We start from the raw sequence: 26,977 nt of genomic DNA on the forward strand, positions 1-26,977 counted from the left end.
TTAATATACCCCCAATATGTATATTTACATGTCCATATATAACTTGGGCAATCGGCCATTTTTATTAAAAAAATGGGGGAGTATATTAAAAATCTCTACTCTAATCGCTAATAACACATACCCATGGAATTATTTGAACGCATCATCGCTATCATCTTGCCGGTGTTCATCATCATCGCTCTAGGCTATCTATATGCGCGCTTTAGAAATACTGCCGATAAAGGGGCTGGCGTCAAAGACGATATGGTGGCGATCAACCGCGTCAGTATGGATGTGCTCTGTCCGTTGCTGGTGTTTTGCGCTTTGGCCGCAAAAGAATTTGATGTCGCTCACAACGCCTGGCTGATCCTGGCCGGCGTGCTGATTGCGCTCGGCTCTGGCTTGCTGGCGTGGCCAGTGGCACGCTTGCTGGGCTACGATGTACGCGGCTTTGTGCCGCCTATGATGTACAACAATTGCGGCAACATGGGCTTGCCTCTGGCGGCACTGGCGTTTGGTGCAAATGGACTGTCGGCAGCGGTTGCTCTGTTTATGGCGTGTAACCTGGTGTACTTCACGGTTGGCATTAAAATTATTCAGCGCGGCCACCCCGGTCATCAAGGTTCACCGCTCAAATTTTTACGCAGTCCGATGATGTTATCGATGATGCTGGGGATGATTTTCGCGCTGCTGCATGTGCACCTGCCAGCGTATTTATTCATCGCACTTAAAATGACGGGCGACGCCGGTATCCCCATCATGTTATTTGCGTTGGGTGTGCGTATGCTGGACATTAATTTCGCCAGTTGGCGCATCGGTCTGGTCGGTGCCATCACCTGTCCGGTGGCGGGATTGCTGCTCGCACTGTTGCTAGATCCAGTCTTGCCGCTAAGCACGGCACAACGCGGCCAAATGTACTTATTCGCCGCCCTGCCACCCGCCGTTTTTTGTTTTATGGTGGCAGAACAATATCAGCAAGAACCAGACAAAGTCGCTTCGATTGTGTTACTGGGAAACCTGGCGGCGCTCTTGTTTGTGCCGGCAGGTTTGTGGCTGGGGTTGCGGTAAACGACCATAAAAATATAATGATAATTCCAGAGCCACGTCGGCGCGTCATAAGGCAATCAATGAGTACAGATAAAGCATTACTGCTCTCCAATACTCAGTTAACTGATGTACTTCAGATAAAAAAGTTAAAATCTTCCTTCAATCCAACTCCCCAATAAGCCATGAGCGACTATATCCAAACCTCCGTCAACAATCACATCGGCTACATCACACTTGACCGCCCTAAAGCACTCAACTCTTTATCGCTGGAAATGGTACGGGCGATTACGCAGACTTTGCTGGCTTGGCATGATGACGCCAATGTGCATGCGGTGTTTATTCATAGCAGCGCAGAGAAAGCGTTTTGTGCCGGTGGTGACATCCGCTTTTTCTATGATGTCGGCACTGCGACACCCAAAGGCGATAGCGCCTTGCTGGAAGATTTTTTTACCGAAGAATATGCGCTGAATCATCTGATTCATTTTTATCCTAAGCCTTATATCGCCTTGATGAACGGCGTGGTGATGGGTGGCGGTATGGGCATAGCACAGGCAGGGGAAGATTGTCGTTTGAGGATCGTGACAGAGCGCACCAAGATGGCAATGCCGGAAGTGAATATTGGCCTGTTCCCCGACGTTGGTGGTGGTTATTTTCTGTCGCGCGCGCCGGGACAAATCGGGACGTATCTGGGTCTGACCGGAGACATCATCAATGCGGCTGATGCTTTGTATGCAGGCTTGGCTGATGTGTTTATACCGACTACAGAATTACCCGCATTGATGGCGCTGTTGGCGACCACAACTTCTGGCGATATCCGCCACGCCATCCGCGAGTTTGCTGCTCCGTTTGCAGAACAGGCAAATACCACAAGCAGCCGTTTGGCTACTCATCGTGCGCTGATTGATCAGCATTTTACGAGCAATGATGCGAAGGCGATTGCAGCATCGCTAGCGGGTGATGCGAGCGAATTTACGCAACAGGCTGCAGCAGTAATGCAAAAGCGTTCTCCCTTATTGATGAGCGTGACGCTAGAACAGTTACGTCGCGGCAGCACAATGTCAGTGGCCGATTGCTTGCGTATGGAACGCACGATGGTGCGTCATTGCTTTAAACATGGTGAAGTCCTGGAAGGCGTACGAGCACTGGTGGTGGATAAAGACAACACACCGCAATGGTCGCCGGCTACATTAGCCGAAGTGAGTGCAGAAATGGTAAGTAGTTTTTTTGCGGAAGTGTGGCCAGCACATGCGCATCCATTGCGGCATTTAGCCTAGGTTTACTGATATTGCCTTACTGGTTTATTGAGAAAAAAGGAGCCTACCAATTCGCCTGGTACGCCCCTTTTATTTTGTTTATTCAATCAGAAAAATAAATTAATGCTAATCACCGTGCCGCTGCGCACGGCATCATCCCCTTATAGAACATCACCCTTATTTCAGCAGGCCAAACACCTTGCCGATGATCTTGCTGCCACTGCCAATCGGGTCCTGGCGTATGGCTTTTTCTTCTTCGCCTATCATCAGAAATAAACCGTCCATCGCACGTTGAGTTACGTAGCCTTCTACCGTGGCCTGCTCTTTCGGTACTGCTCCCATTTTTTCTGCTTGTCCCATTACGCTATTGTATTTAGCCGATAAGCCAGCTTTGTCTGTGACACCTTTTACCAGAGGTAAAAACTTAGTAGCGAGCGGCGTGGAGGTTTTTTGTTTGAAGAAATCTGTTACCGAGGTATCGCCGCCGGTGAGAATATTTTTGGCGTCGGTGACTGACATGGATTTAATCGCATCCATCAGCAGTGGCTTGGCCATTGGCACCGCAGATTCGGCAGCGCGGTTCATGGAGATCACCAGATCGTCCAGTTGTTGACCACGTCCGGTCATTTTAAGTAGCGGACGCGCTTGCTCTAAGATGGATGGCAATTGGATTCTTACTTTGTCGTTATTTAAGAAGCCGTTTTCGACACCTAATTTAGCCACCGCCAAAGACGACCCTTTATCGAGCGCGGCTTTTAAACCAGCACTAGCGTCCTGATTGCTCAGGTCGCTTAGCGACGCCGCAAATGCAGAGGACGAGACGATCAACAAGGTGGCGGCAGTAAAGCGATATGGGAATGGCATGGTGATCTCCGGTGGATTAGGTTTGCGATGAATTGAAAATCAAATTGACGAATTTGATGACGAATTTGATGCTGCTACTGATGACGACCTTATTTAGTTTGAGAATATCTTATGGAGCGCATTCAAAACATAGTCGGGCAACAGCTTGACCCTATTTATTCTAGACGCAATTTAGATTGACACAAGCAAAACAATTGTTAAAAAACAAAAAAGGAAAGCACATGGCTTTCCTTTTTATTTATACATACTCCTGATTAGTATATTTTAATCGTCCAATGATTCTATGGACAATCAGTATATTTTTACTTAATGACTGGGGGAGTATATTTAATTTCACTCTATTGCAAGAACATTTTTACGATACTTGCTTACTTATGTACTTACGCTGCCTTCTTTTCATCTCGCAATTCACGGCGCAAAATTTTTCCGACATTGGTTTTTGGCAGATCCATGCGGAACTCAATGTATTTCGGTTTTTTGTATGCAGTGAACTGTTCTTTGCAATACGCCATTAACTGATCGACAGTGAGCGCCGGATCTTTGCGTACCACAAACAGTTTAACGGCCTCGCCTGAGTTGGCATCTGGTACGCCGACACAAGCGCACTCCAATACGCCCGGGTGCAAGGCGACAACGCCTTCGATCTCATTTGGATATACGTTAAAACCGGATACCAAAATCATGTCTTTTTTACGATCCACAATCGTGGTGTAACCACGTGCATCCATAATACCAACGTCGCCAGATTTGAAGAAGCCATCGGCAGTCATGACCTTGGCTGTTTCATCCGGACGATTCCAATAACCGACCATGACTTGCGGGCCGCGGATCGCGATTTCGCCCGGTTGTCCCAAAAGTACAGGGTTACCGTCGTCATCCAAAATAGCGATCTCAGTAGACGGAATAGGCAAGCCTATCGTGCCAGAGAATTCTTTGGTCGTTACCGGATTGCCGGTTGCAACAGGCGATGTCTCAGACAAACCATAACCTTCAGAAATCGCGCAGCCAGTGACTTTAAGCCATTTGTCGGCAACCGCTTTTTGTACTGCCATACCGCCGCCACTACAAATTTGGTAACCAGAGAAATCCAGTTTGGCAAACTCAGGATTATTCAGTAAGCCGTTGTACAAGGTGTTAACCGCCGGGAAAATATTGACCTTGTACTTGGCCAGTTCCTTGATAAAGCCGGGCATATCGCGGGGATTAGGAATCAACAGATTCAGCGCACCGATGCGAGTGCCAAGTAAGCTGCAGACGGTCAACGCAAAGATATGATAAAGAGGCAAAGCGCAAACGATGGTCTTTTGTTGAGTCATATCCTGACCCTGCATACCAGGTGCAAGCCATGCTTCGTTTTGCAGAATATTGGCGATGACATTACGGTGTGTCAGCGTCGCACCTTTCGATACACCAGTGGTGCCGCCGGTGTACTGTAAAAACGCAACGTCATCGTGACCAATGCTGACAGGATTAAATGTCAGGCGCCCCGACTCTGCGAGAACTTGCTTAAAGCGAATCGCGTTGGGCAAAGAAAAAGCAGGTACCATTTTTTTGATATTGCGCACGACAAAATTGACGATCATGCCTTTAAGGCCACCCAACATATCGCCCATACTGGCAACGACCACATGCTTAATCGCGGTTTTATCAATCACTTGTGCCAAGGTGTGCGCAAAGTTTTCCAGAATAAAAATCGCCTCTGCACCAGAGTCTTTTAACTGATGCTCTAACTCACGTGGCGTGTACAAGGGGTTGACGTTGACGACGGTATAACCAGCGCGCAACACGGCGGCCATAACAACAGGATATTGCAGTACATTTGGCATCATGATCGCGACGCGCGCACCTTTTGCCAGACCTTTATTTTGCAACCATGCACCCATTTTTTGGGACAAGGTATCTAGCTCGCCGTAAGTCAGAAACTTGTCCATACAAACGTAGGCATTACGTGCCGCGTATTTTTGGAAAGCTTCTTCCAGCAATTGCACCAGCGATTTATATTGTGAAAAATCGATTTCTTCCGGTACGCCTTGCGGGTACGATTTAAGCCAAAACTTATCCATGCTGTTTTCCTTGTCTCTGATTGTTGTTTTGATCGCGTGATGATTCATGCAAGCGGTGCACATGGGAGCCTCGAATTAATACAACTCTCGCGTGCTTCTTATACACCTCATAATACTTTGCACTTGCCTACTTTTAATTAGCTCGATGCTTCGCGCAGAATGCGCGCGAAATAGATGTACAACCGCTGTAGTCGCTAGTATTGACATTATGCAGATAATTGATGCTAGCGCCTAGGAGAAATCTAGGCAAGTCTTTTGCAAATAAGTCGAACGCACACTCTACAATTTGCTGCGACGCACAATGCAATTTCATCCTTGCGCGTCGCTTAAGTTCAATCAAAATGCACTAAGGGAACCGATGACAAAGCTAACAACTGATTAGTGCAACTTAATCCGGGGATTGCGCACCCTATCAATTGTTTCCGCCCAGGTGGATAGCCATGTATGAAACAAGCCATTGACAGCAACCTGGTGGTTTTTGTGCAGTGACCAATACATCCATTTGGCGAGAGTACCTTCAATGAAGACCGAGCCATTTGCCAGTGCGCCCATTAAACTGCCGACTGTAGTGTAGTTGCCTAACGAGACCAGAGAACCATAATCTTTGTAGGTGAACTCTTTTAGCGATTTTCCCTGCAACATCCGGCTTAGAGAATCTGCCAACAGACTTGCTTGCTGATGCGCAGATTGGGCGCGGGGCGGGACCGTCGGTAAGCCCTCGCCTTGCGGGCAGGCGCAACAGTCGCCAAGAGCAAAAATCGATGTATCACGTGTGGTTTGCAAAGTCCGGTGCACGACTAACTGATTGATGCGGTTGGTTTCCAGACCGTCCAGATCTTTTAAAAATTCTGGCGCCTTAATCCCTGCCGCCCAAACGACAATGCCACTGGGGATAAATTTTCCGCTAGACATGCTGACACCTTCTTTGGTGACTTCTACCACACGTTCGTTGGTATGCACTTCTACTGCAATACTGCGTAATTCACGGGCAACTGCGTCGGATAAGCGCTCTGGCAGCATCTGTAACAAACGCGGAGCCGCATCCACGATGACGATTTTTAAATCTTTTTCCGGATGAAAATTGACCAGTCCATAACTAGATAAAATTTTAGTCGTCATGTGCAGTTCGGCAGCCAGCTCCACCCCCGTAGCGCCGCCACCGATGATCGTCACTGTGAAGCGTCCTTCACCAGATTGCTGCGCTTGTGTTTGCGCACGTAAGCAGCAATTGACTAGCTTCTGGTGGAAGCGTTCTGCCGCGGGAAGCGAGTCCAGCATGATGCTATTCTCGCGCGCACCCGGCGTACCAAAATCATTGGTCTGGCTACCTAACGCAATCACCAGACTATCGTAAGCAATCGCCTGACGCGGCAGCAATTCACTACCATCTTCATCACAGGTCGCGGAGAGATAAATTTCTTTCTTCTCTCTGCTCAGACCATCCATACGCCCTAAGCGAAACTCAAAATGATTCGAGCGCGCCAGTGCGAAATACTCGCGCTCGTCCGCATGACTGTCCAAAGTGCCTGCAGCGACTTGATGCAATAAAGGCTTCCATAAATGAGTGCGGCTAGCATCAATCAAAGTGATGATTGCTTTCTTTTTTCTACCTAATTTTTTACCAAGCCTGACCGCCAACTCTAAACCACCGGCACCGCCGCCGACGATAGTAATTTTATGCAAACCGGCTGCTTGATTTTTTGCTTGATTTTCTGTGTTGCTCTTTACTTGGATAGTACTCACGGCAGCTCCTTAAAGTTAAAAACATATTTCATCCTTGACTGATTAATACCGACTGAAAATCAGTGATGAAATAGGCTTTAAAAAAGACTTTAGAAGCGATCAATACTTAGTTGAAAATTAGAATCAGATAAAAATTGATACGCCAAAGTAAGTCAAGGCTGCTATTTGTCAGCAACTATACACAAAGATAATTGCAAATTAGCATCTCTATAATTTTATGCCGTTTAAATAGAACGACGAAGACCCTTTTTATGAAGTATTCAGAAAACCAAACTATCATTAAGTCAACCTAGATAGATAAAAATATTCTGATTTTAGGTCAAGTATTTTGCTAATTATTTAGGCACATTTCAGGTAGAATACTTTTCCTTGCCGATCTGGCTTTTCGCTACTCTCTACCCCAATTTATCTCCATTATGCAAATCGGATCCCATCAGTTGCGGAATAATCTTTTTGTTGCGCCCATGGCTGGCGTGACGGACAGACCGTTTCGCCAGCTATGTAAAGAGTTGGGTGCTGGTTATGCGGTATCTGAAATGGCGGCGTCGAATCCAAAGTTGTGGGATACCGAGAAGTCTTCGCGCCGCACCAATCACGAAGGTGAGATGGAGCCAAAAGCCGTTCAGATCGCCGGAGCAGATCCGACTATGCTGGCGGAATGTGCCAAGCATAATGTGGACAGAGGTGCGCAGATTATTGATATCAATATGGGCTGCCCGGTCAAAAAAGTCTGTAACGCCTGGTGCGGTTCGGCGCTGCTACAAAATGAAAAACTGGTCGCAACGATTTTAGAAGCGGTTGTCAATGCGGTCGATGTGCCGGTCACGTTGAAGTTTCGTACTGGCTGGGACAGAGCCAACAAAAACGCCTTGAATATCGCACGCATTGCCGAATCCGCAGGGATCGCCATGCTGACGCTGCATGGGCGTACTCGTGCAGACGGCTATAAAGGCGATGCAGAATACGAGACTATCGCCGCCGTCAAAGCAGCAGTCAATATTCCGGTAGTTGCCAACGGCGATATCACGACACCAGAAAAAGCCAAGTATGTTCTACAAGTGACAGGTGCAGACGCGATCATGATAGGTCGCGCGGCACAAGGACGACCGTGGATATTCCGCGAGATCGAACACTTCCTGAAAACCGGCACTTATTTACCAGCCCCGATGGTGTCCGAAGTCAGCCGTTTGATGGATGCACATTTACGCGCTCACTATGCTTTCTACGGTGAATTCATGGGAGTACGAACGGCGCGCAAGCATATAGGTTGGTATGTACAAGATTTAGTTGGTGGCGAAGATTTTCGACAAGAGATGAATTTACTAACCTCATGCGAAGACCAGTTAGATGCAGTAAAAATGTTTTTTGATCGTCAGACCAGCGAGCGGTTACAATACCGCCCCTCCGAAGAAAAGTTGGCAGCGTAGTTCATTTTTTCTGTTTTCATCTTCGTCAAAAGCGAAAGAGAAACAGTAGGGATTTAAGAAAAAACGTATTCAACAAGAATAAGTCAAACAAGCACTGATAGAAAATTAAAAGCATGAGCAAAGATAGCATTCAAGAAGCCGTTCACAAAAATTTGGAAAAATACTTCCGTGATCTGGGAGAACAACCTGCCTCCAATATTTACGATATGGTCGTGTTGGCTGTAGAAAAACCAATGTTAGAAATGGTCATGACCCGAGCGGAAAGCAATCAATCACAAGCAGCAGATATGCTGGGCATCAACCGCAATACGTTACGTAAAAAGTTACAGCAACACGGCTTGCTGTAATAGCCAGCTAGCATCAAAGGCGTGGGCAGATCTCGCAACTCCTGATCTGTTTTTGCTACCGAATTCTTCCACTTCACAAGCTCCTTAGCTCCTTATCATGATCAAACAAGCTCTCATCTCCGTCTCCGACAAGACCGGCATTCTTGAGTTCGCACGTGCGCTGTCCGGCATGGGTGTCAAGTTATTGTCCACGGGTGGTACGGCAAAACTACTGGCCGACAACGGTTTGCCAGTGACCGAGGTTGCTGACTACACCGGTTTCCCTGAAATGCTGGATGGTCGTGTAAAGACTTTGCATCCGAAAGTCCATGGCGGAATTCTGGCGCGGCGTGATTTTCCTGAGCATGTAGCTGCATTAGAAAAGCATGGTATTCCGACCATCGATATGGTGGTCGTCAATCTGTACCCGTTCCAGCAAACCGTTGCTAAAGGCGAATGTTCTTTGGAAGACGCGATTGAGAATATCGATATCGGTGGTCCAACGATGTTGCGCTCGTCCGCCAAGAATCATAAAGATGTTGTGGTGATCGTTGACCCTAGCGACTATCAGGTCGTGCTGGATGAAATGACAGCAAATCAAAACGTCGTCAGCTACGATACTAAATTCACGTTAGCGAAAAAGGTATTTGCGCATACCGCGCAATACGATGGTGCGATCACCAATTATCTGACTAGTCTCGGCGAAGATAAAGTGCATGCGACTCGCAGCAGCTATCCACAAACGCTGAACCTGCATTTTGAAAAAGTACAGGAAATGCGTTACGGCGAAAACCCGCATCAGTCCGCTGCGTTCTACCGCGATCTGATTAGCCTGGATGGGTCACTGGCGAATTACACGCAATTGCAAGGTAAAGAACTGTCGTACAACAACATCGCTGATGCCGATGCTGCTTGGGAATGCGTCAAATCCTTCGCGGAATCCGCTTGCGTGATCGTCAAACATGCAAACCCGTGCGGCGTTGCCTTAGGTGCGACTCCATTTGAAGCCTATAGCAAAGCTCTGCAAACGGACCCGACTTCCGCGTTCGGCGGCATTATCGCCTTCAACCGTGAACTTGACGGCAAAGCTGCTGAGATCGTTGCAAAACAATTTGTTGAAGTGCTGATCGCACCGTCATTTACTGCCGAAGCCAAACAAATTTTTGCAGCAAAACAAAATGTGCGTTTGCTAGAAATTTCTTTGGGCAAGGGCATCAATACCTACGACCTTAAACGTGTTGGCGGCGGCCTGCTGGTACAGGCACCAGATTCTAAAAATGTAGGCGCTGAAGAATTACGGGTAGTCTCAAAACTGCAACCAACGCCACAACAAATGGCAGATATGATGTTTGCATGGCGCGTTGCCAAATTTGTGAAATCAAATGCGATCGTCTTCTGTGGCAATGGCATGACACTCGGCGTTGGTGCTGGCCAGATGAGCCGTATTGATTCTGCCCGCATAGCATCGATCAAAGCACAAAATGCTGGCTTGACGCTGACCGGTTCAGCAGTAGCATCCGACGCATTTTTCCCGTTCCGCGATGGCCTTGATGTAGTGGTCGATGCGGGTGCCACCTGCGTGATTCATCCAGGCGGCTCTATGCGTGATCAGGAGGTCATTGATGCGGCGGACGAACGCGGTGTTGTCATGATTTACACTGGCATACGTCATTTCCGTCATTAATACTGCATTCATGCATCCCTTCAAAAATCATCCCATGTGCGACGTCATCACTACGTATTCATGTGATCGATTTTTGGAGGTGCCTCGATGAAAATTCTCGGCATAGACCCTGGCCTGCGCACTACCGGCTTTGGCGTCATCGATAAACAAGGTAGCAAGTTAACCTACATCGCTTCCGGTACGATTAAAACGGCAGACGAATCCTTGCCAGAACGCCTCAAAACCATTATCAGCCCGATTGCGCAGCGGTAGAAAAAGTCTTCGTCAATGTCAATCCCCAGTCAACGCTGTTGCTAGGACAAGCCCGCGGAGCGGCGATCTGCGCTTTAGTGAGTGCTGACCTCACCGTTGCGGAATATACGGCGCTGCAAGTCAAGCAAGGCGTGGTCGGCCACGGCAAAGCAAAAAAAGAACAAGTACAAGATATGGTGCAACGGCTGTTAAGCTTGTCTGGCATGCCTAGCACTGATGCGGCGGATGCATTGGGTGTTGCGATTTGTCATGCGCACAGCGGCGATACTTTAGCCATGCTGGGCAAGCTCGCACCTGCGTTAGCAAAAAAAGGCTTGCGAGTACGTGCCGGGCGCCTGATAGGATAGGTTATCATTACTGTTTATTTATACAGTAATGCGCGTTGTGATTATGCGCTGCAATTCTGTGCTGCAATTTTCCTCCAAGTTAAGCTAGCTAAAAGGGCTGCCATGATAGGTCGTATCGCAGGTATTCTGCTCGAAAAAAATCCCCCTCAGTTATTGGTTGACTGCCAAGGCGTCGGTTATGACGTTGACGTCCCGATGAGTACATTTTATAACTTGCCTGCGCTAGGCGAGAAAGTCGTCTTGCTGACACACCTTGCCATTCGTGAAGATGCGCATGTTTTGTTTGGCTTTGGCAGCGCAGAAGAACGCAGCACGTTTCGCCAGTTAATCAAAATCAGTGGTGTTGGCGCACGCACGGCGCTGTCCATTTTGTCTGGCATGTCAGTCAGCGATCTGGCGCAAGCGATTACTTTACAAGAGGCAAGTCGGCTAACTCGCGTCCCGGGCATAGGCAAAAAAACTGCCGAGCGTTTATTACTGGAACTCAAAGGTAAATTGGGCGCAGATATTGGTGCCAGTGCTGGCGGCATTGCCATGCACGACCATCAGTCTGACATACTCAATGCCTTGTTAGCGCTGGGTTACTCCGACAAAGAAGCCTTGCTGGCGCTGAAGACTTTGCCGGCTGGCACTGGCGTTTCTGACGGTATCAAGCTGGCCCTGAAATCTCTGTCGAAAAGCTAATCCATCATGAGCATCCAAACCGATAACTTCAGTAGCACGAACAATCTGAGCGACACCCGCATTATCGCGGCGACACCTGCATCACCGAATGAAGAAGCGATCGAGCGAGCGCTTCGTCCCAAACAATTGGATGAGTATGTCGGGCAAGAAAAAATCCGCGGTCAGTTAGAGATTTTTATCACCGCTGCCAGACAGCGCAAAGAAGCACTCGATCATACTTTGCTGTTCGGTCCACCAGGCTTAGGCAAAACCACACTGGCACACATTATTGCGCGTGAAATGGGTGTCAATTTGCGTCAAACCTCGGGGCCGGTATTGGAGCGCGCAGGAGATTTAGCCGCTCTATTAACCAATCTGGAAGCGAATGACGTCTTGTTTATCGACGAGATTCATCGTTTGTCGCCTGTGGTGGAAGAAATTTTATACCCGGCGCTGGAAGACTATCAGATCGACATCATGATCGGTGAAGGCCCCGCAGCACGCTCGGTTAAACTGGATCTGCAGCCATTCACCTTAGTTGGTGCAACTACCCGTGCGGGCATGCTGACCAACCCCTTGCGCGACCGTTTTGGCATCGTGGCACGCCTAGAATTTTATACTGCAGAAGAATTAACCCGCATCGTGACACGCTCGGCATCTTTGCTTAACGCCCCTATCAATCCCGATGGCGCGTATGAAATCGCTAAACGTGCGCGTGGCACACCGCGTATCGCCAATCGTCTGCTGCGCAGAGTCAGAGATTATGCCGAGGTAAAAGGCAATGGCGACATCACTAAAAATATCGCCGACGCGGCTCTCAAAATGCTGGACGTTGATAGCGTCGGATTTGATGTAATGGACAGAAAATTACTGGAAGCCATTTTATTTAAATTTGGCGGCGGTCCTGTCGGTCTGGACAATGTAGCGGCAGCGATCGGCGAAGAGCGCGATACGATCGAAGACGTGTTAGAACCTTATCTAATACAACAAGGCTATTTGCAGCGCACCCCTCGCGGACGCATCGCAACGCCTTCAGCCTATGAGCACTTTGGGGTTGCAGTACCTAGAACCAATCCTAATGGTGAGCTTTGGGGAAGTTAGATACGACTAAGACTTTAGCTAGCTCAGCCGAGCAAAAGCTTGATAGTTGGCGTGTCGCAAAAAAGTTATTCCAGTCAATGAAGTGTTTTGACTCCCTTAAAAATAATGAGCTGGACTCGTCATGCCAGAGCATACAAATCAAGCAAATTCGCGCCTAAATTAATATACTCCCCATAATTTTCATAAAAATAAGCCTAATGAGCAGGATATACATGGACGATTAAATATACACCCAGTGAGTATATATTTATTGATCGAACTCATTACTAACGTGAAGCCTGATGACAAGGATAAATTTAACTACAAATTCTTACCCCTTAAGCATCTAATCTGCATACTCAGGGCAATGTAGACATTAAACCAAATTGTCGTGATAAAACTAATTGAGTGATTTGGAGCAAGCCCTGAGGTAGCTTTTTTAGCTTCGGTAATTTTTTGCAAAAAATATGCCCCCCTTTATATTGCCCTCTGGTAAAAGTGGTACGCACTGAACCGCAGTAAGCTCGGCATAACTCAGTTTTTTTGCCTCACATGTAGCTTGCAGCTTGCGAATTCAGTGCTCCTCGCCCACAATAAGGACTCCCTAAAAACTTGGCGCTATCATGCTGATGTCCTCCCAAGCCGATCGCTATGCTCAACAATTTCTGGATGCGCGTGCTCACGCCAGAACTCTCGCTCCTATCTCATCAAACTCCGCAATAAGTATTGCAGACGCCTACGATATTGCTAAGAGCTTAGATAATATTCGTACTGCTGAAGGCGAAGTTCCGGTTGGCAGAAAACTGGCGTTCACTAACAGAACATTGTGGTCAAAGTACGGACAAAAAGAATCCATTCATGCGCCAATCTGGACAACTCTGTTTGACAGCACAGTACGGTATCTTGATGACGTCCACACATCGCAAGACCTCAAAGGTGCGCTGCAACCGCGGGTAGAACCAGAAGTGGTTTTTAAGCTGGGCCGCACGCCTGCTGCCGATGCGACGATGGATGAACTGGCAGATTGCCTGGAATGGATGGCGCATGGTTTAGAAATCGTCGTCAGCCCCTACCCTGATTGGAAATTCGAAGCCGCTGACGCCATCGCTGCCTTCGGCTTGCACGGTACTTTGTTGGTCGGTGAGCCGCGTATGCTGTCGAGCGCGACGCGTCACCATTTAGGCCCGGTACTGGCCAATGCGAGCGTCTCTCTGTCTTGTGATGGCTCTTTGCGTAGCGCAGGCTTCGGTAGCAATGTTCTGGATAGTCCGCTTCATGCGATCTGGCACTTGCACCAATTACTCAAAACACAAGCTCAATTTTCGCCCCTCACCGCCGGAGAAATTATAACGACTGGCAGCTGGACTGATGCGTATCCGGTATTGCCAGGAGAAACCTGGTTTACTGCGTTCTCTGGAGTGCCGCTACCTGGCTTATCAGTCTCTTTTGTTTAAAATAAATATGATCATAGTTCATCACTTAAATAATTCCCGGTCACAACGCATTCTCTGGTTATTAGAAGAACTGGGTGTGGAGTACCAGATCATGCGATATGAGCGTGATCCCCGGACGATGTTAGCACCCGCATCCTTATTGGCGGTACATCCGCTGGGTAAATCACCCGTGATTACCGACGATGATTTGACGATTGCAGAATCCGGCGCGATTGTTGAATACTTGATCAATCGCTATTCCAACGGACGACTGATCCCTATTCGCGACTCCAAAGATTATTTGCGCTATATTTACTGGTTACATTTCGCTGAAGGCTCAGCCATGTCACCTCTCTTAATGAAATTGGTGTTTGATAGGATAGAGCAAAGTCCGATGCCATTTTTTGTGAAGCCGATTGCCCGTGGCATAGCCCAAAAAGTAAAAACTAGTTTCATACAACCACAAATCACACGCCATCTGAATTATCTGGAAACAGAGATCTCTGGCACTGGCTGGTTTGCCGGTAGTGAGTTTAGTGCTGCAGATATACAAATGAGCTTCGTATTAGAAGCATCAGCTGCACGCGGAGGCTTAAATAGTATAAGTCACCCCAAATTAATGGATTGGCTACAGCGCATACATGCAATGCCATCATATGTTCGCGCCTTAGAAAAAGGCGGCGCTTACAAATTGCTGGGCTAAGCACCTTCAGTACTTTACGCGACTTAAAAACCTCTACGAAGATTTGTTCAAAATCAAAAAAAGCACCCAAAGGTGCTTTTTTTGTGACTGACTAGGCAGACCTAAGTCTGCAAAGTATTAGAAACGATGACGAATACCAACGTTGATCAAACTATCTGTCTGACCATTTGCAGCTGCCATACCACCAGCATTTGAATTTGTGTCATTAGTTGTACGAGCATAGTTTGTATACAGGTTAGTACGCTTGGACAAAGAGTAAGTACCGCCAATTGCAAACTGTTGACCTTTACCAGCAGTAGCTGCCAAATTATTGGTAACACTAGCGTAAGTGGCGATCAGGTTAGCAGCGCCAAATGGCACGGTCGTCCCAATCATCCACTCTTTAGTATCGACTGGACCAACATAACCAGCGTCAGTTGTAGTTTTACCATATGCAGCGTGCAATTTTGCTACGCTAAAATCGTAAATACCACCAAGGAAAGTAATTTTCTTGGCTTTGCCAGTTGCATCATTATTTGTGTTGTAAGCGATCGCTGCTTGTATCGGACCGTCAGCGTATATGCCGGACAGACCGATGTTACGCAAAGCGGATGTGTCGCCAGCAACTTCACCGAACGAGTAAGCCAAAGAACCTGTGAAACCGCTCAAGTTATTTGTTGTGTAGTTAACTGTATTGTTTGTACGGAATGGTGTACCGAATAAGCCTAAAGTACCTGCTGTAGAAGTACCTTGACCAGCTTGTGCGCCGCCACCTGTGCTATTAAAACCGGCATCCCATGGATCGATAGTATCTGTAGCGATGAAGATAGGTGTGTATTGACGCCCCATATTCACAGAACCGAACTCACCTGACAAACCAACCCAAGCTTGACGACCAAAAGTTAAGCCGCCTTGTGAAGATGCACCGGTATCAGCATTAACGCCCATTTCTAATTGGAAGTTTGCTTTTAAACCGCCGCCCAAATCTTCACTACCTTTAAAGCCAAGACGGGAACCAGATTGGATACCACTGTCCAGAGCTGTGATGCTACCAGCAGCACCTCCACGATTTTCGTGTTGCAAAGCCATGTCCAGTACACCATAAATTGTGACATTAGATTGAGCTTGTGCTGAACCTGCAACTGCTGCCAAAACGGCCAGAGCTAATAATGATTTTTTCATTGATATTTCTCCAAGGGTTTTAATATTAATCAAACTACATCAAGCCAACTTTATATTATTAAATTAATCATTTAAATAATGCAAACTAGCTAATACTTCAAAAATTTTGTTGCGGCTAAAAAGAAGTTAACGTATTTGACCAAAATTAAAGGCGGACAGCAAAGCCAAATCAGCTTTTATAAGGGTGTAAAACAACAAACGTCGTTAATAAACAACGGAAAATTGCAATATTATTAACAATATTGATGAATTAATGCTCTATGGCAATTCCTAACAAACTAAAAGGAGCCTTATTTAAATAAAGCTCCTTAACAAGGTTTATTCATCAAAAACTACATGATGTTTGTTGCTAATTTATTAAAATAAGTGAGTAATACCAACGGAAAAGCCATTTTGTGTTCCATTATTAATAGTGCCCAATACTGCTGTCGCTCCTACAAACGCATTAGTTAACTTCTTATTATCAACTTCAACATAGAAATTTGTGCGCTTAGACAATGCATAAGTTGCGGCAACTACCAAATTTTTTCGAGAACCATCTACCTTAGTAGCAGCTGAAGTCGCTACGGTGTAATCAGTAACATAGTAAGCACCAGTCAACTCAATTTGAGGAGTGATAGTGTAGTTAATACCGCCCCAAAACGATTTTTGGTAGGAATCAATGTTCAAGACAGATTCTTGTGTTTCTTTTACATAACCACCAGAAACCCGAACTACGCCTTCTTTGTAGGCACCACCAACTGTGTAGTATTTATTACGTAAACCACCAACGTCGGTGGACATAAAAGTACCACCGAAATTCACTGGGCCAGTAGTGTAAGTAGCCGCAACTGATTTAACTGTATTACGACCTATATCACCAGCAACTTCACCTAAAGCGTATTCAGCACTAACTTTTACGCCACTGAAGATAGCTGTGTACTGAATATCATTATTAAAACGAGTAGCACCACCACCACTAAACGTGGCTGGGAAGAACAAAGCTACACCAGCAACAGGAGATGTAATTGCAGGGAATTTATAGCTAAATGGCTCATAAGTACCAATAGTTTTGAAAGCTAAAGAATACTGACGACCCAGATCGATGTTACCAAAGTCACCCGTTACGCCGACAAAAGCAGAACGATTAAACATCGTACCGCTGTCCAAAGTACCAGTTGCAGTGTTAAAGCCAGACTCCAGTACAAAGTGAGCGTTCATGCCGCCACCCAGATCTTCAACGCCCTTAAAACCGAGACGATTAGAGTTGTACGTACCGTTGGATCCCATGGTGACTTTGCTATTGCCAGCAGCATCAACGTTGGTGACGTCACGAATACCTGCATCAATAGAACCATAAATCGTTACGGATGATTGTGCTGAGGCAGTAGCTGCAAATGCGCTGAGAACTGCAAATGCGATGAGCGTTTTTTTCATTTAATGTGTCTCCAAAATTTATAGTTTTATAAAGTGTACTGATCTCTATCAGTTAAATTTTAGGTTGCCTTAGTCTTGCTTTGACTTTGACACCTTTCGTCTCAGAATCTGTACATATTGAAACAAATTAAGTCAAATTGGGCAAAGAGAATTTGCGAACGATCGTATTTAAGCAAATTTAATGTGGCGTCTTCACAACAACGAAGTTTTTTTTCCATATCAAAGAATCAACTTTTAGCATGAATGCAGGCATGTATGCACACAGCGCAATATACGGTGGCGGTTTACAATACGCATTAACAAACACATTGAATAAAAAGGGTTGAGCATATGTTTGATATAGACAAATTCGTCATTGGTTTTGATCGCGCTCTGCGTGTAGTTAGTGGTCAGGCACATGCTTCACGCGCGCAACCTGGCCACTATTTAAAGGAAACAGTATTAAGCGAACAAGACCGCAAGCACAGCGCAGGACTAATGCGCGTGAATCATGTAGGTGAGGTATGCGCGCAGGCTTTATATGATGCGCAAGGACGGGTTACACAGTCTAAAGATATCAAACAGGCATTCACTCATTCTGGCAAAGAGGAGGAAGATCATCTGGCCTGGACTGCGCAGAGACTGGCTGACTTAAACTCACACACCAGTTTTCTAAATCCGGTCTGGTACGCCGGTGCCTATGTCTGCGGTACGATTGCTGCGCATTGTGGCGATGCAATTAGCTTGGGGTTTGTGGTGGAGACAGAGAAGCAGGTCGAAGCGCATTTGGCAAGTCATCTGGACAAGCTTCCATCCGATGATAAAAAATCAAAAGCCATCGTGGAACAAATGCGCCTGGATGAAATTGCCCATGGCGCGGCGGCCGACGCGCTTGGGGCTTCTGCGCTGCCGCTACCCTTCCAGTTCTTAATGAAGGGTATGTCTAAGGTAATGACAACGACTGCTTACTATCTATGACGATTCGTGACTACTTGTGATGTTTAAATATCGGCGACGTTACTCATAAAATGAATAAAACGTTGCCTTAAAATTCTAAAAAATCACAACATCAAAAAACAACCCGCCGCAACCGCGGTTGGTATCAGAGCAGAGATAATCAGACCTAGTGGGCTAATTGCCTGCTCATCGAAACACTCCTTCAAAATCGCAAACCCGGCTGGATTAGGTGCGTTGGCAATCACCGTCAGACCACCACCCGTCACGGCACCGGCGACCAACGCATATTTTGCGCCATCAGATAAACCAGATACCAAAGACCCCAAATAAGTCAGTGCGGCATTATCGGTAATGGCCGTTAATCCCAAAGAACCAAAAAATAAAACGGTGGAATCCATACCCGCCAGTATCGGTTGCAACCACCATTGTTGCTTTCCGCCTAGTACCACCAAACCAGCCAAAAAGAATGCCACTAGCAAACCTTCCCGCAGCATCAGCTTGTCCTGATAGCGTTGATAAGCTTCGGTAAAGCCTAAGAAAAACAAAAACAATCCCATAAAGACCGCAGGATAATGCGCAAACACGACGGTCGCGCCTAAAAATAAATAGTGAACCAGTACAACAGCGAATGGCACAGGAGCCTCCGTACTTTGGACAATTGCATCGGCAGTTCGCGCTCCGATTACAGCGAGCTTAATCTCCATCAACTGCTTGCGAAAGGCCACCGTTACGATCAGCGCATTAATCAATACAGCAATCGCTGCTTTCCAACCAAATACGCTGGACATAAAACTGATATCCCAACCCCATTTTTCTGCCACCATTAATACTGGCGGTGCAGCGAAAGGAGTCAACACACCGCCGATAGAAATATTCACAAACAAAACACCCAGCGTCGCGTACTTTAATTTTTGAGAAATATCTTTCGTATAAAAACGCTCACGCAACATTAAGGCAGCCAAAGTCATAGCCGCAGGCTCAGTGATCAGAGAGCCCAGCAAAGGCACCAGACTCAAGCACAAAAAATAAGCGCTAACGGCGGGATTCACCGGCAGTATCGCCGCGATACGGCTGACTAAGTTCTGCACCGATTGCAAAATGGGTTTTGTCCCTGCAATGGTCAGTATCACGAAGACAAATAGCGGCTCAGTAAAATTTTGGCTTTCTAAATAACTGATGGCTGCTTTCTGATGATTCAGTACAGCAATACAGCCAACCAATACTAACGCCCAAAAACCAAAGACAACTTCTACTTCACCCAGCAAATGCCATAAACCCGCATGATTTTTACTAGTATGTGCCAGATGTAAAAAATGCTTGGTAGAGAATGTATGTAACACCGCCAATCCAAAAATCGCCGCACCTGCATAGTTAATTAATTGCGTGTTATCCATATTAAATTAAGCTTCTTTTTAAATGTAATCGGGTTGATAGAGCACAGTCGTTTTTTACACTTTATCCAATTTCGCAATACTCAAGTCCAGCAACTTCATGCCTTGCCGTCCAAAATTAATATGCGCCCTAGCATTACTGCCGCCACCTTCAATATTCACAATCACGCCCTCGCCAAACTTGGCATGCATCACTGTCTCGCCGATGCGCCAGCCGGGCTTGCTGCTGGTTTTATTAAAATTCTGTGCAATATGATTTGCCCCTGCTGATGGTTCTTCATCCCAAGCTGATTTTTTATTACCGAACCAGCTTGGCTGGATTTTTGGCGACAGCCATTTAATCGATTCTTCTGGCATCTCATCAAAAAATCGTGAGCGCATGTTGTAGCGCGTCTGTCCATGCAGCATGCGGGTCTGCGAGAAGCTAACATACAGGCGCTTGCGTGCCCGCGTGATCGCGACATACATCAGACGCCGTTCTTCTTCAACGCCAGAATCTTCCTTCGCGCTATTCTCATGCGGGAACAAACCCTCTTCTAAACCAGTGATGAAGACTGCATCAAATTCTAAACCTTTAGCAGAATGCACCGTCATCAGTTGCAAGGCATCTTGTCCGACCTGCGCCTGATTGTCGCCCGCCTCCAAAGACGCATGCGATAAAAATGCTGACAACGGCGACATCACTGTGGGTAAGGCGGCATCTGCATCAATAATCTCTACCCCATCGGCAATCGTAACCAGGCCGACCGCCGCTTGTGACGCAGGCCCTAACAAAGCCGGGGCATCCGAACGAAAACCCTCTTCGGAAATAAACAGTGTCGCCGCATTGACTAACTGCTCCAAGTTTTCGATACGGTCAGCGCCTTCTTTCTCGTTCTGATAATGCGTCATCAGACTACTCAAATCGAGGACAATTTTGACCATTTCTGGCAAAGACAAACGCTGGGTTTCAAACCGTGCACTCTCAATGAGTTTGACAAAATTACCCAGAGAAGTACCCGCTTTACCAGCGACATAAGGTACTGCCGCGTATAAAGAAATACCATATTGTTTGGCTGAATCTTGCAGCTGCTCTAAGGAGCGTGCGCCAATCCCGCGCGCCGGGAAATTGACTACACGCAAAAAGGCAGAATCATTGTGCGGATTATCCATCAGCTGCAAATACGCAATCGCATGCTTAATCTCGGCACGCTCAAAATAGCGCTGACCGCCATACACTTTGTAGGGCAAATTCGCTGTGAACAAAGCATGCTCTATCACCCGCGATTGCGCGTTGGAGCGATACAGGATCGCGATTTCGCTACGCAACGAACCTTCTCGTATCAGGTTCTTGGCTTCCTCAATAATCCACTGCGCTTCCTGAATATCGCTACTGGCTTCATAGATGCGCACAGGTTCGCCATGACCTGCGTCGGTACGCAAATTTTTACCAAGGCGCTTGCTGTTATTGGCGATCAGGGTATTTGCTGTATCCAGAATATGACCATGCGAGCGATAATTCTGCTCCAGCTTAATAATATTTTCGACTTTAAATTCTTGCTCAAACGAGGACATATTGCCGACGTTGGCACCGCGGAAGGCATAAATACTTTGATCATCGTCGCCGACCGCAAACACCGCGCCGCTGTGTTGATTGCCTTGCCCCGATATCAGCTTTAGCCATTTATATTGCAGGTCATTGGTATCCTGAAACTCGTCAACCAAGATATGTTTAAAGCGAGCTTGATAATGCTCACGCAGAGGCTGATTGCGGCTAAGCAGCTCATAAGTACGCAATAATAATTCTGCAAAATCGACGACGCCCTCACGCTGACATTGCGCATCATAGAGCTCATATAACGCCACCATTTTGCGGTTGAAATCATCATAAGCATCCACCGCTGCTGCCCGCAAACCCTGATCTTTTGCGCTATTGATAAAGTACATCAAGGTGCGCGGCGGGAACTTCTCATCGTCAACGTTGTTCGCTTTCAGCAAACGCTTGATAAACGAGAGCTGGTCCGATGAATCCAGAATCTGAAACGTCTGCGGCAAACTGGCATCACGATGATGCGCGCGCAGCAAGCGATTGCATAAGCCGTGGAAAGTACCTATCCACAAGCCGCGCGTATTGATCGGCAACATCGCCGACAAGCGCAACAACATTTCTTTGGAGGCTTTATTGGTGAACGTGACTGCCAGAATCCCTTGCGGTGATACTTGTCCGGTTTGGATTAACCAGGCAATCCGGGTGGTGAGGACGCGGGTTTTACCAGAGCCTGCGCCCGCTAAAATCAGAGCAGATTGCGAAGGTAAAGTGACAGCAGCGAGCTGTTCTGGATTCAGATTATGGAGAAGATTTTGCATCCCATGATTATACGGGAGTAACACGCTGGAGAACTTCTAAAAACCCTCCCTGCTAAAGAGCATTAAATGCCTCCAGCACGTTCCATTGTTGCGTACCATAGCCGTGCCAGCGTATTGCTATGTCGACGTATTGTTGCGTCCAAGTAATCAATCCTGCTTAGCGCTGTATCTCGATTAAATGGCTTTTGAAGCTCGCCCTGATAATCACCTAAAAGAACACCGACATATTAATCAAGATCGACAAATTATATATACTCCCCATTATTTTTATGAAAATAAGCTTATTGTCCAATTATTATATGGGCACTTTGAAAATACCCACCAGGAGTATATTTATTCAAAATAGAGCGGCGAATGCCTTTGCAGAGGCTTTGGGATCATCGGCCAGGTAAATGCTGCTGATCGCGGCGACCATGTTGGCCCCCGCCTGTACCAGCGGTCTGGCATTGTCCACCGTCATTCCTCCGATCACGACGTTGGGCAAAGTAATCTGAGTGTTAGCTTCGGAGATGATGCTCGAGGGCGTAGTCACCGGATATTGTTTCACTCGCGACGGATAAAAGCCGCCAAACGCCACGTAGCTTGCGCCTGCTTGTTGTGCCGCATGTGCCCGTTGTATATCGTCATAACAAGACGCACCCACGATTTTATCCGAGCCAACCTGCGCGCGTGCCTCTGCCACGCTGGCATCTGTGCCGCCAACATGAATCCCGTCAGCATCCAACGCAAGGCACAACTCAATATGATCGTTAATGATGAAGGGAATGGCATACCGCTGACATAGACTTTGCAGCGCGCACGCTTGCTGCATACGTAACTTAATATCCGCAAATTTGTGCCGGTATTGCAGCAACCTGGCCCCACCTTGTATGGCTTGCTCGCTGACGGCAAGCAGCCGGTCAGTATCATCCCAATCGGGCGTTACCAGATATAAACCTGCGAACTGACTCGGAAGAATTGGCATTTTTTTCTTTCTGTTTTTAGATGCGACAAGGAATCAATTGCCCCGGTGCGATCGCGTAAGCTTGTGCCAAACTGTCTTGCGTGTAGCGCTGCGCGTTCTCTAAAGCTTCGCCCATCGATGCGCCTGCTGCAAGTTGCCCTGCAATCGCGGACGCCAATGTGCAACCACTTCCGTGATAACTGGCAGGCAATCGATCCCATTGCCATTGCTGATGATGCCCGTTAGCAAACCAATGGTTATTAACTAGCCGCCCCGAACCATGACCGCCTTTGATGAATACATCGCGGCAGGCAAATTGCAACAACTGGCGCGCTTGCTGAACTATGTCACCACTTGTCGGGCACAAACGCTGTACTTCTGGCATGTTCGGCGTGATCAGAGTTGCGACTTCTAAGAGCGGTTGGATGACCTGGTCCGGCGCATCGTCTAGCAATAAAACGTCGCCATGGCCGCTAGATAGTACAGGATCTAATATCACTGGGATGTCCGGCGTACCAGGCTGACTTTGCACAATTTCGGCCACTAGCTCTGCAATACATTCTGCGTTGGCACGGTGCCCGACTACACCAATTTTGATCGCAGCAATCTTGCATTTTTGTAGCAAAACGCGAACTTGATGACGAATGATATCGGGCTCTATTACATGCACCGCAAATACACGATCGTTGTCTTGCACTGTTAACGCCGTAATAATCGTCAGAGCATGGGCACCCTGCGCTGCAATCGCTTCGCTATCAGCCTGTATTCCTGCACCGCCACTTGGGTCGTGTCCGGCAAATACCAGTACGCAGGGTCGCTGTCTTGTTTTAAAACTCGCAGCCGCATTTATAGGTTGATTTGTAGGTTGATTTGTAGGTTGATCCAACATTGATCTCGTCATCCGCTCACGCAACCCGACCGGCCATCGGCGAGGATGCTGATGCCACAAATTTTTTAGGAATGCGTCCCGCCAAAAACGCTTCACGTCCCGCCTCTACTGCCAAGCCCATCGCACGCGCCATCCGAACCGGGTCATGCGCACCGGCAATCGCCGTATTCATCAAAACACCATCACAACCCAACTCCATGGCAATAGCCGCATCTGAGGCGGTACCAACGCCAGCATCAACCAATACCGGCACAGTGGCTTGCTGAATAATCAGCGACAAATTCCAGGGATTGAGTATCCCCATACCCGATCCAATTAACGATGCTAAGGGCATGATGGCGACGCAACCGATGTCTTCTAACATCTTTGCCTGAATCGGATCATCGCTGCAATACACCATCACATCAAAGCCGCCTTTGACCAAGATTTGGGCCGCTTTCAAGGTTTCTGGCATATTAGGAAAAAGGGTCTTTTCATCTCCCAACACCTCCAGTTTGCACAGCTTATGACCGCCCAATAATTCACGCCCTAATTGCAAGGTATACACCGCATCTTCCGCGCTGTAACAACCGGCAGAATTTGGCAAGATTGTGTATTTATTTGGCGGTACAACGTCCAACAAGCTAGGCGCATTAGGATCTTGTCCGATATTCACGCGACGGATCGCCACCGTAATGATTTCAGCGCCGCTGGCTTCTGTCGCCAATCGCGTTTGCTCTAAATCTTTGTACTTGCCACTACCAACCAGCAAACGTGAGCGGTAAGTTTTACCAGCAACGATCAGACTGGGATTGTGTTCTTGTTGCATAAAAATTCCTCTCCATGAATTTCATATAATTTTTTTGGAGTGCCCGTACGCACTAACCCAAACGAAAAAAAATGAAGTGTCCATATCACCCGCCGCCGATGGCACGCACCACATCAACTTGGTCTTGCGCTTGCAAGTAGTAACTCGACCAATGCGAACGAGCGACAATCTGGCGATTCACGGCAACCGCAATCGCCTGCCCGGACAGGTTCAGCGTCTCGATCAATCCAGCCAGCGTTTGCGCCCGATCGAATTGATAGGGTTCGCCATTCAATACGATAGGAGTCATAGCCAGGACTTATTGTTTTCTGTAGATTTCTGCACCAGATTTGACGAACTCAATCGCTTTTACTTCCATCCCCTGCTTCAATGCAGCGATCTCGGTAATGCCTTGTTTGGCCGCGTAATCCCGGACTTCTTGCGTGATCTTCATCGAGCAAAAATGGGGGCCGCACATCGAACAGAAATGCGCAACTTTGGCAGAATCTTTAGGCAGAGTTTCATCATGAAATTCCCGCGCCTTGTCCGGATCGAGTCCGATATTGAATTGATCATCCCAACGAAATTCAAAGCGAGCTTTAGACAAAGCATTGTCGCGGATTTGCGCACCCGGATGTCCCTTCGCCAGATCGGCTGCATGAGCGGCAATTTTGTAAGTAATGATGCCGTCTTTGACGTCGACTTTATTCGGCAAACCCAAGTGTTCTTTTGGCGTGACATAGCACAACATCGCCGTACCATACCAGCCAATTTGTGCGGCACCGATACCAGAAGTGATGTGGTCGTAACCCGGTGCAATGTCGGTCGTGAGTGGTCCCAGCGTATAAAAAGGCGCTTCGTGACATTGCTCTAACTGCAAATCCATATTCTCTTTGATGAGATGCATAGGCACATGACCAGGGCCTTCGATCATGACTTGCACATCATGCTTCCAAGCGATAGTGGTCAGCTCACCCAGAGTTTTTAACTCGCCTAATTGCGCTTCATCATTGGCATCATAAATCGAGCCAGGACGCAGGCCGTCACCCAAACTGAATGACACGTCATAGGCTTTCATGATCTCGCAGATGTCTTCAAAATGCTCATACAAGAAGCTCTCTTTATGATGCGCCAGACACCATTTCGCCATAATCGATCCGCCGCGAGAAACGATACCGGTCATCCGTTTTGCCGTCATCGGTACGTATTGCAAACGCACTCCAGCATGAATAGTAAAGTAATCCACGCCCTGCTCCGCCTGCTCGATCAATGTGTCGCGAAAAATCTCCCAAGTCAGATCTTCTGCTTTGCCGTTGACCTTCTCCAATGCCTGATAAATCGGGACAGTACCAATAGGTACGGGCGAATTACGGATGATCCATTCTCGTGTCTCATGGATGTGTTTTCCAGTAGACAAATCCATCACGTTGTCGCCGCCCCAGCGAATTGCCAATGTCATTTTTTCGACTTCTTCACCAATACTGGAAGTCACTGCAGAGTTGCCGATATTGGCATTAATTTTGACTAAAAAATTACGCCCGATAATCATCGGCTCAACCTCTGGATGATTGATGTTGGCGGGGATAATGGCGCGACCACGGGCAATTTCGGAACGTACAAATTCTGGTGTAATCAGATCCGGAATTGACGCACCGAAAGATTGTCCCGGATGCTGGCGACCCATGACCTCAGCCAGTTTGTTACCCATAGGGCCAGAGGCTTTTAGATTGACGAGATATTCCTGACGTTGTAGATTCTCACGGATGGCAATGTACTCCATCTCGGGCGTGATGATGCCCTGTCTTGCGTAGTGCATCTGAGTGACATTTTTTCCGGCTAAAGCACGGCGTGGTTTACGCTTCAGATTAAAACGTAGCTCAGCCAGCTTAGGATCGTTGAGTCTTTCGATCCCATAATCGGAGGATGGGCCGGACAACTCTTCTGTGTCATTGCGCTCTGCAATCCATGCACCACGTACCGAGGCAAGGCCGGATCGAATGTCGATTTTGACCTCTGGGTCAGAGTAAGGTCCTGAGGTGTCATAGACATAAATTGGTGGATTTTTTTCGGAACCAAACATCGCTGGCGTATCGGACTGACTGATCTGGCGCATAGGCACACGAATATCAGGACGGCTACCTTGAATGTAAATTTTGCGGGAATTTGGTAGCGGCTGGATTGCCGCTTGATCGACTACTGCGGTAGCGGATAGAAATTGTGGCTTGGCGTTCATTTTTGCTCCCA

22 protein-coding genes and 1 pseudogene are annotated in these 26,977 nt (G+C 47.4%); 11 read left to right on the forward strand and 12 right to left on the reverse strand.

Going from position 1 to position 26,977, the window contains the following annotated elements; all coding sequences use genetic code 11:
- The first annotated feature begins 123 nt into the window (after positions 1–123).
- Both RGU72_RS13165 and RGU72_RS13170 read left to right on the forward strand, forming a co-directional pair.
- A complete protein-coding gene (locus tag RGU72_RS13165; protein ID WP_322120162.1) occupies positions 124–1,047 on the forward strand; it encodes an AEC family transporter in 924 nt (307 codons plus the stop codon).
- A gap of 161 nt (positions 1,048–1,208) precedes the next feature.
- Entirely contained in the window at positions 1,209–2,300 is a 1,092-nt protein-coding gene (locus tag RGU72_RS13170; protein ID WP_322120163.1) for an enoyl-CoA hydratase/isomerase family protein, read from the forward strand.
- A 156-nt stretch (positions 2,301–2,456) separates the two neighbouring features.
- On the opposite strand, the gene RGU72_RS13175 is transcribed toward RGU72_RS13170, so the two are convergent.
- The 3 genes from RGU72_RS13175 to RGU72_RS13185 form a co-directional block, all read right to left on the reverse strand.
- Entirely contained in the window at positions 2,457–3,143 is a 687-nt protein-coding gene (locus RGU72_RS13175) for a DUF4197 domain-containing protein (RefSeq protein ID WP_322120164.1), read from the reverse strand.
- 380 nt (positions 3,144–3,523) lie between these two features.
- Entirely contained in the window at positions 3,524–5,206 is a 1,683-nt protein-coding gene (locus RGU72_RS13180; protein ID WP_322120165.1) for a long-chain fatty acid--CoA ligase, read from the reverse strand.
- Between the two features lie 378 nt (positions 5,207–5,584).
- Positions 5,585–6,949, reverse strand: coding sequence for an NAD(P)/FAD-dependent oxidoreductase (locus RGU72_RS13185; protein WP_322120166.1), 1,365 nt, complete (start codon positions 6,947–6,949; stop codon positions 5,585–5,587).
- A 416-nt stretch (positions 6,950–7,365) separates the two neighbouring features.
- Between RGU72_RS13185 and dusB the strand changes: the two genes are divergently transcribed.
- From dusB to RGU72_RS13225, 8 genes and pseudogenes are all read left to right on the forward strand, one after another.
- Positions 7,366–8,376 (forward strand): tRNA dihydrouridine synthase DusB, encoded by a 1,011-nt coding sequence (dusB, locus tag RGU72_RS13190; protein WP_322120167.1) that lies wholly within the window; start codon positions 7,366–7,368, stop codon positions 8,374–8,376.
- 113 nt (positions 8,377–8,489) lie between these two features.
- A complete protein-coding gene (locus RGU72_RS13195) occupies positions 8,490–8,723 on the forward strand; it encodes a helix-turn-helix domain-containing protein (RefSeq protein ID WP_322120168.1) in 234 nt (77 codons plus the stop codon).
- 97 nt (positions 8,724–8,820) lie between these two features.
- The gene (gene purH, locus RGU72_RS13200) at positions 8,821–10,386 is read left to right on the forward strand and encodes a bifunctional phosphoribosylaminoimidazolecarboxamide formyltransferase/IMP cyclohydrolase (RefSeq protein WP_322120169.1); all 1,566 of its coding nucleotides are present in this window, start codon (positions 8,821–8,823) and stop codon (positions 10,384–10,386) included.
- 87 nt (positions 10,387–10,473) lie between these two features.
- A pseudogene (gene ruvC / locus RGU72_RS13205) lies at positions 10,474–10,985 on the forward strand (crossover junction endodeoxyribonuclease RuvC).
- Positions 10,986–11,087: 102 nt separating this feature from the next.
- On the forward strand, positions 11,088–11,669 hold the full coding sequence (gene ruvA, locus RGU72_RS13210; RefSeq protein WP_322120170.1) for a Holliday junction branch migration protein RuvA: 582 nt from the start codon (positions 11,088–11,090) through the stop codon (positions 11,667–11,669).
- Between the two features lie 6 nt (positions 11,670–11,675).
- A complete protein-coding gene (gene ruvB / locus RGU72_RS13215; RefSeq protein ID WP_322120171.1) occupies positions 11,676–12,749 on the forward strand; it encodes a Holliday junction branch migration DNA helicase RuvB in 1,074 nt (357 codons plus the stop codon).
- Positions 12,750–13,351: 602 nt separating this feature from the next.
- Positions 13,352–14,182: a 2-keto-4-pentenoate hydratase gene (locus tag RGU72_RS13220; RefSeq protein ID WP_322120172.1), complete on the forward strand. Its 831-nt coding sequence runs from the start codon at positions 13,352–13,354 to the stop codon at positions 14,180–14,182.
- A gap of 7 nt (positions 14,183–14,189) precedes the next feature.
- Positions 14,190–14,864, forward strand: a complete 675-nt coding sequence (locus RGU72_RS13225) for a glutathione S-transferase (protein ID WP_322120173.1) — start codon at positions 14,190–14,192, stop codon at positions 14,862–14,864.
- Positions 14,865–14,981: 117 nt separating this feature from the next.
- On the opposite strand, the gene RGU72_RS13230 is transcribed toward RGU72_RS13225, so the two are convergent.
- Both RGU72_RS13230 and RGU72_RS13235 read right to left on the reverse strand, forming a co-directional pair.
- Positions 14,982–16,025: a porin gene (locus RGU72_RS13230; protein WP_322120174.1), complete on the reverse strand. Its 1,044-nt coding sequence runs from the start codon at positions 16,023–16,025 to the stop codon at positions 14,982–14,984.
- Positions 16,026–16,382: 357 nt separating this feature from the next.
- Positions 16,383–17,441: a porin gene (locus RGU72_RS13235; RefSeq protein ID WP_322120175.1), complete on the reverse strand. Its 1,059-nt coding sequence runs from the start codon at positions 17,439–17,441 to the stop codon at positions 16,383–16,385.
- Positions 17,442–17,771: 330 nt separating this feature from the next.
- Here RGU72_RS13235 and coq7 point away from each other — a divergent pair, with 330 nt between their 5' ends.
- Entirely contained in the window at positions 17,772–18,398 is a 627-nt protein-coding gene (gene coq7, locus RGU72_RS13240; protein ID WP_322120176.1) for a 2-polyprenyl-3-methyl-6-methoxy-1,4-benzoquinone monooxygenase, read from the forward strand.
- An 83-nt stretch (positions 18,399–18,481) separates the two neighbouring features.
- Here the strand turns inward: coq7 and RGU72_RS13245 are convergent, their stop codons facing one another.
- From RGU72_RS13245 to thiC, 7 genes are all read right to left on the reverse strand, one after another.
- Positions 18,482–19,771 (reverse strand): putative Na+/H+ antiporter, encoded by a 1,290-nt coding sequence (locus RGU72_RS13245; RefSeq protein ID WP_322120177.1) that lies wholly within the window; start codon positions 19,769–19,771, stop codon positions 18,482–18,484.
- Between the two features lie 54 nt (positions 19,772–19,825).
- A complete protein-coding gene (locus tag RGU72_RS13250; RefSeq protein WP_322120178.1) occupies positions 19,826–22,114 on the reverse strand; it encodes a UvrD-helicase domain-containing protein in 2,289 nt (762 codons plus the stop codon).
- A gap of 337 nt (positions 22,115–22,451) precedes the next feature.
- Positions 22,452–23,078: a thiamine phosphate synthase gene (gene thiE / locus RGU72_RS13255; RefSeq protein ID WP_322120179.1), complete on the reverse strand. Its 627-nt coding sequence runs from the start codon at positions 23,076–23,078 to the stop codon at positions 22,452–22,454.
- Between the two features lie 16 nt (positions 23,079–23,094).
- Positions 23,095–23,946 carry a hydroxymethylpyrimidine/phosphomethylpyrimidine kinase gene (locus RGU72_RS13260; RefSeq protein WP_322120180.1) on the reverse strand — a complete coding sequence of 284 codons (852 nt, stop codon included), beginning with the start codon at positions 23,944–23,946 and terminating at the stop codon, positions 23,095–23,097.
- 16 nt (positions 23,947–23,962) lie between these two features.
- Entirely contained in the window at positions 23,963–24,754 is a 792-nt protein-coding gene (locus RGU72_RS13265) for a thiazole synthase (protein ID WP_322120181.1), read from the reverse strand.
- Positions 24,755–24,839: 85 nt separating this feature from the next.
- A complete protein-coding gene (gene thiS, locus RGU72_RS13270) occupies positions 24,840–25,043 on the reverse strand; it encodes a sulfur carrier protein ThiS (RefSeq protein ID WP_322120182.1) in 204 nt (67 codons plus the stop codon).
- 9 nt (positions 25,044–25,052) lie between these two features.
- Positions 25,053–26,966, reverse strand: coding sequence for a phosphomethylpyrimidine synthase ThiC (gene thiC / locus RGU72_RS13275; protein WP_322120183.1), 1,914 nt, complete (start codon positions 26,964–26,966; stop codon positions 25,053–25,055).
- Positions 26,967–26,977: the final 11 nt, after the last annotated feature.

The sequence above is a fragment of the Undibacterium sp. 5I1 genome (assembly GCF_034314085.1).
Lineage (GTDB): Bacteria > Pseudomonadota > Gammaproteobacteria > Burkholderiales > Burkholderiaceae_D > Undibacterium.

Bases quoted from the DNA above. Each gene is read 5' to 3' on its own strand.
- RGU72_RS13165 (WP_322120162.1), top strand. From the start codon at position 124: ATGGAATTATTTGAACGCATCATCGCTATCATCTTGCCGGTGTTCATC.
- RGU72_RS13170 (WP_322120163.1), top strand. From the start codon at position 1,209: ATGAGCGACTATATCCAAACCTCCGTCAACAATCACATCGGCTACATC.
- RGU72_RS13175 (WP_322120164.1), bottom strand. From the start codon at position 3,143: ATGCCATTCCCATATCGCTTTACTGCCGCCACCTTGTTGATCGTCTCG.
- RGU72_RS13180 (WP_322120165.1), bottom strand. From the start codon at position 5,206: ATGGATAAGTTTTGGCTTAAATCGTACCCGCAAGGCGTACCGGAAGAA.
- dusB (WP_322120167.1), top strand. From the start codon at position 7,366: ATGCAAATCGGATCCCATCAGTTGCGGAATAATCTTTTTGTTGCGCCC.
- RGU72_RS13195 (WP_322120168.1), top strand. From the start codon at position 8,490: ATGAGCAAAGATAGCATTCAAGAAGCCGTTCACAAAAATTTGGAAAAA.
- purH (WP_322120169.1), top strand. From the start codon at position 8,821: ATGATCAAACAAGCTCTCATCTCCGTCTCCGACAAGACCGGCATTCTT.
- ruvA (WP_322120170.1), top strand. From the start codon at position 11,088: ATGATAGGTCGTATCGCAGGTATTCTGCTCGAAAAAAATCCCCCTCAG.
- ruvB (WP_322120171.1), top strand. From the start codon at position 11,676: ATGAGCATCCAAACCGATAACTTCAGTAGCACGAACAATCTGAGCGAC.
- RGU72_RS13220 (WP_322120172.1), top strand. From the start codon at position 13,352: ATGCTGATGTCCTCCCAAGCCGATCGCTATGCTCAACAATTTCTGGAT.
- RGU72_RS13225 (WP_322120173.1), top strand. From the start codon at position 14,190: ATGATCATAGTTCATCACTTAAATAATTCCCGGTCACAACGCATTCTC.
- RGU72_RS13230 (WP_322120174.1), bottom strand. From the start codon at position 16,025: ATGAAAAAATCATTATTAGCTCTGGCCGTTTTGGCAGCAGTTGCAGGT.
- RGU72_RS13235 (WP_322120175.1), bottom strand. From the start codon at position 17,441: ATGAAAAAAACGCTCATCGCATTTGCAGTTCTCAGCGCATTTGCAGCT.
- coq7 (WP_322120176.1), top strand. From the start codon at position 17,772: ATGTTTGATATAGACAAATTCGTCATTGGTTTTGATCGCGCTCTGCGT.
- RGU72_RS13245 (WP_322120177.1), bottom strand. From the start codon at position 19,771: ATGGATAACACGCAATTAATTAACTATGCAGGTGCGGCGATTTTTGGA.
- RGU72_RS13250 (WP_322120178.1), bottom strand. From the start codon at position 22,114: ATGCAAAATCTTCTCCATAATCTGAATCCAGAACAGCTCGCTGCTGTC.
- thiE (WP_322120179.1), bottom strand. From the start codon at position 23,078: ATGCCAATTCTTCCGAGTCAGTTCGCAGGTTTATATCTGGTAACGCCC.
- RGU72_RS13260 (WP_322120180.1), bottom strand. From the start codon at position 23,946: ATGTTGGATCAACCTACAAATCAACCTACAAATCAACCTATAAATGCG.
- RGU72_RS13265 (WP_322120181.1), bottom strand. From the start codon at position 24,754: ATGCAACAAGAACACAATCCCAGTCTGATCGTTGCTGGTAAAACTTAC.
- thiS (WP_322120182.1), bottom strand. From the start codon at position 25,043: ATGACTCCTATCGTATTGAATGGCGAACCCTATCAATTCGATCGGGCG.
- thiC (WP_322120183.1), bottom strand. From the start codon at position 26,966: ATGAACGCCAAGCCACAATTTCTATCCGCTACCGCAGTAGTCGATCAA.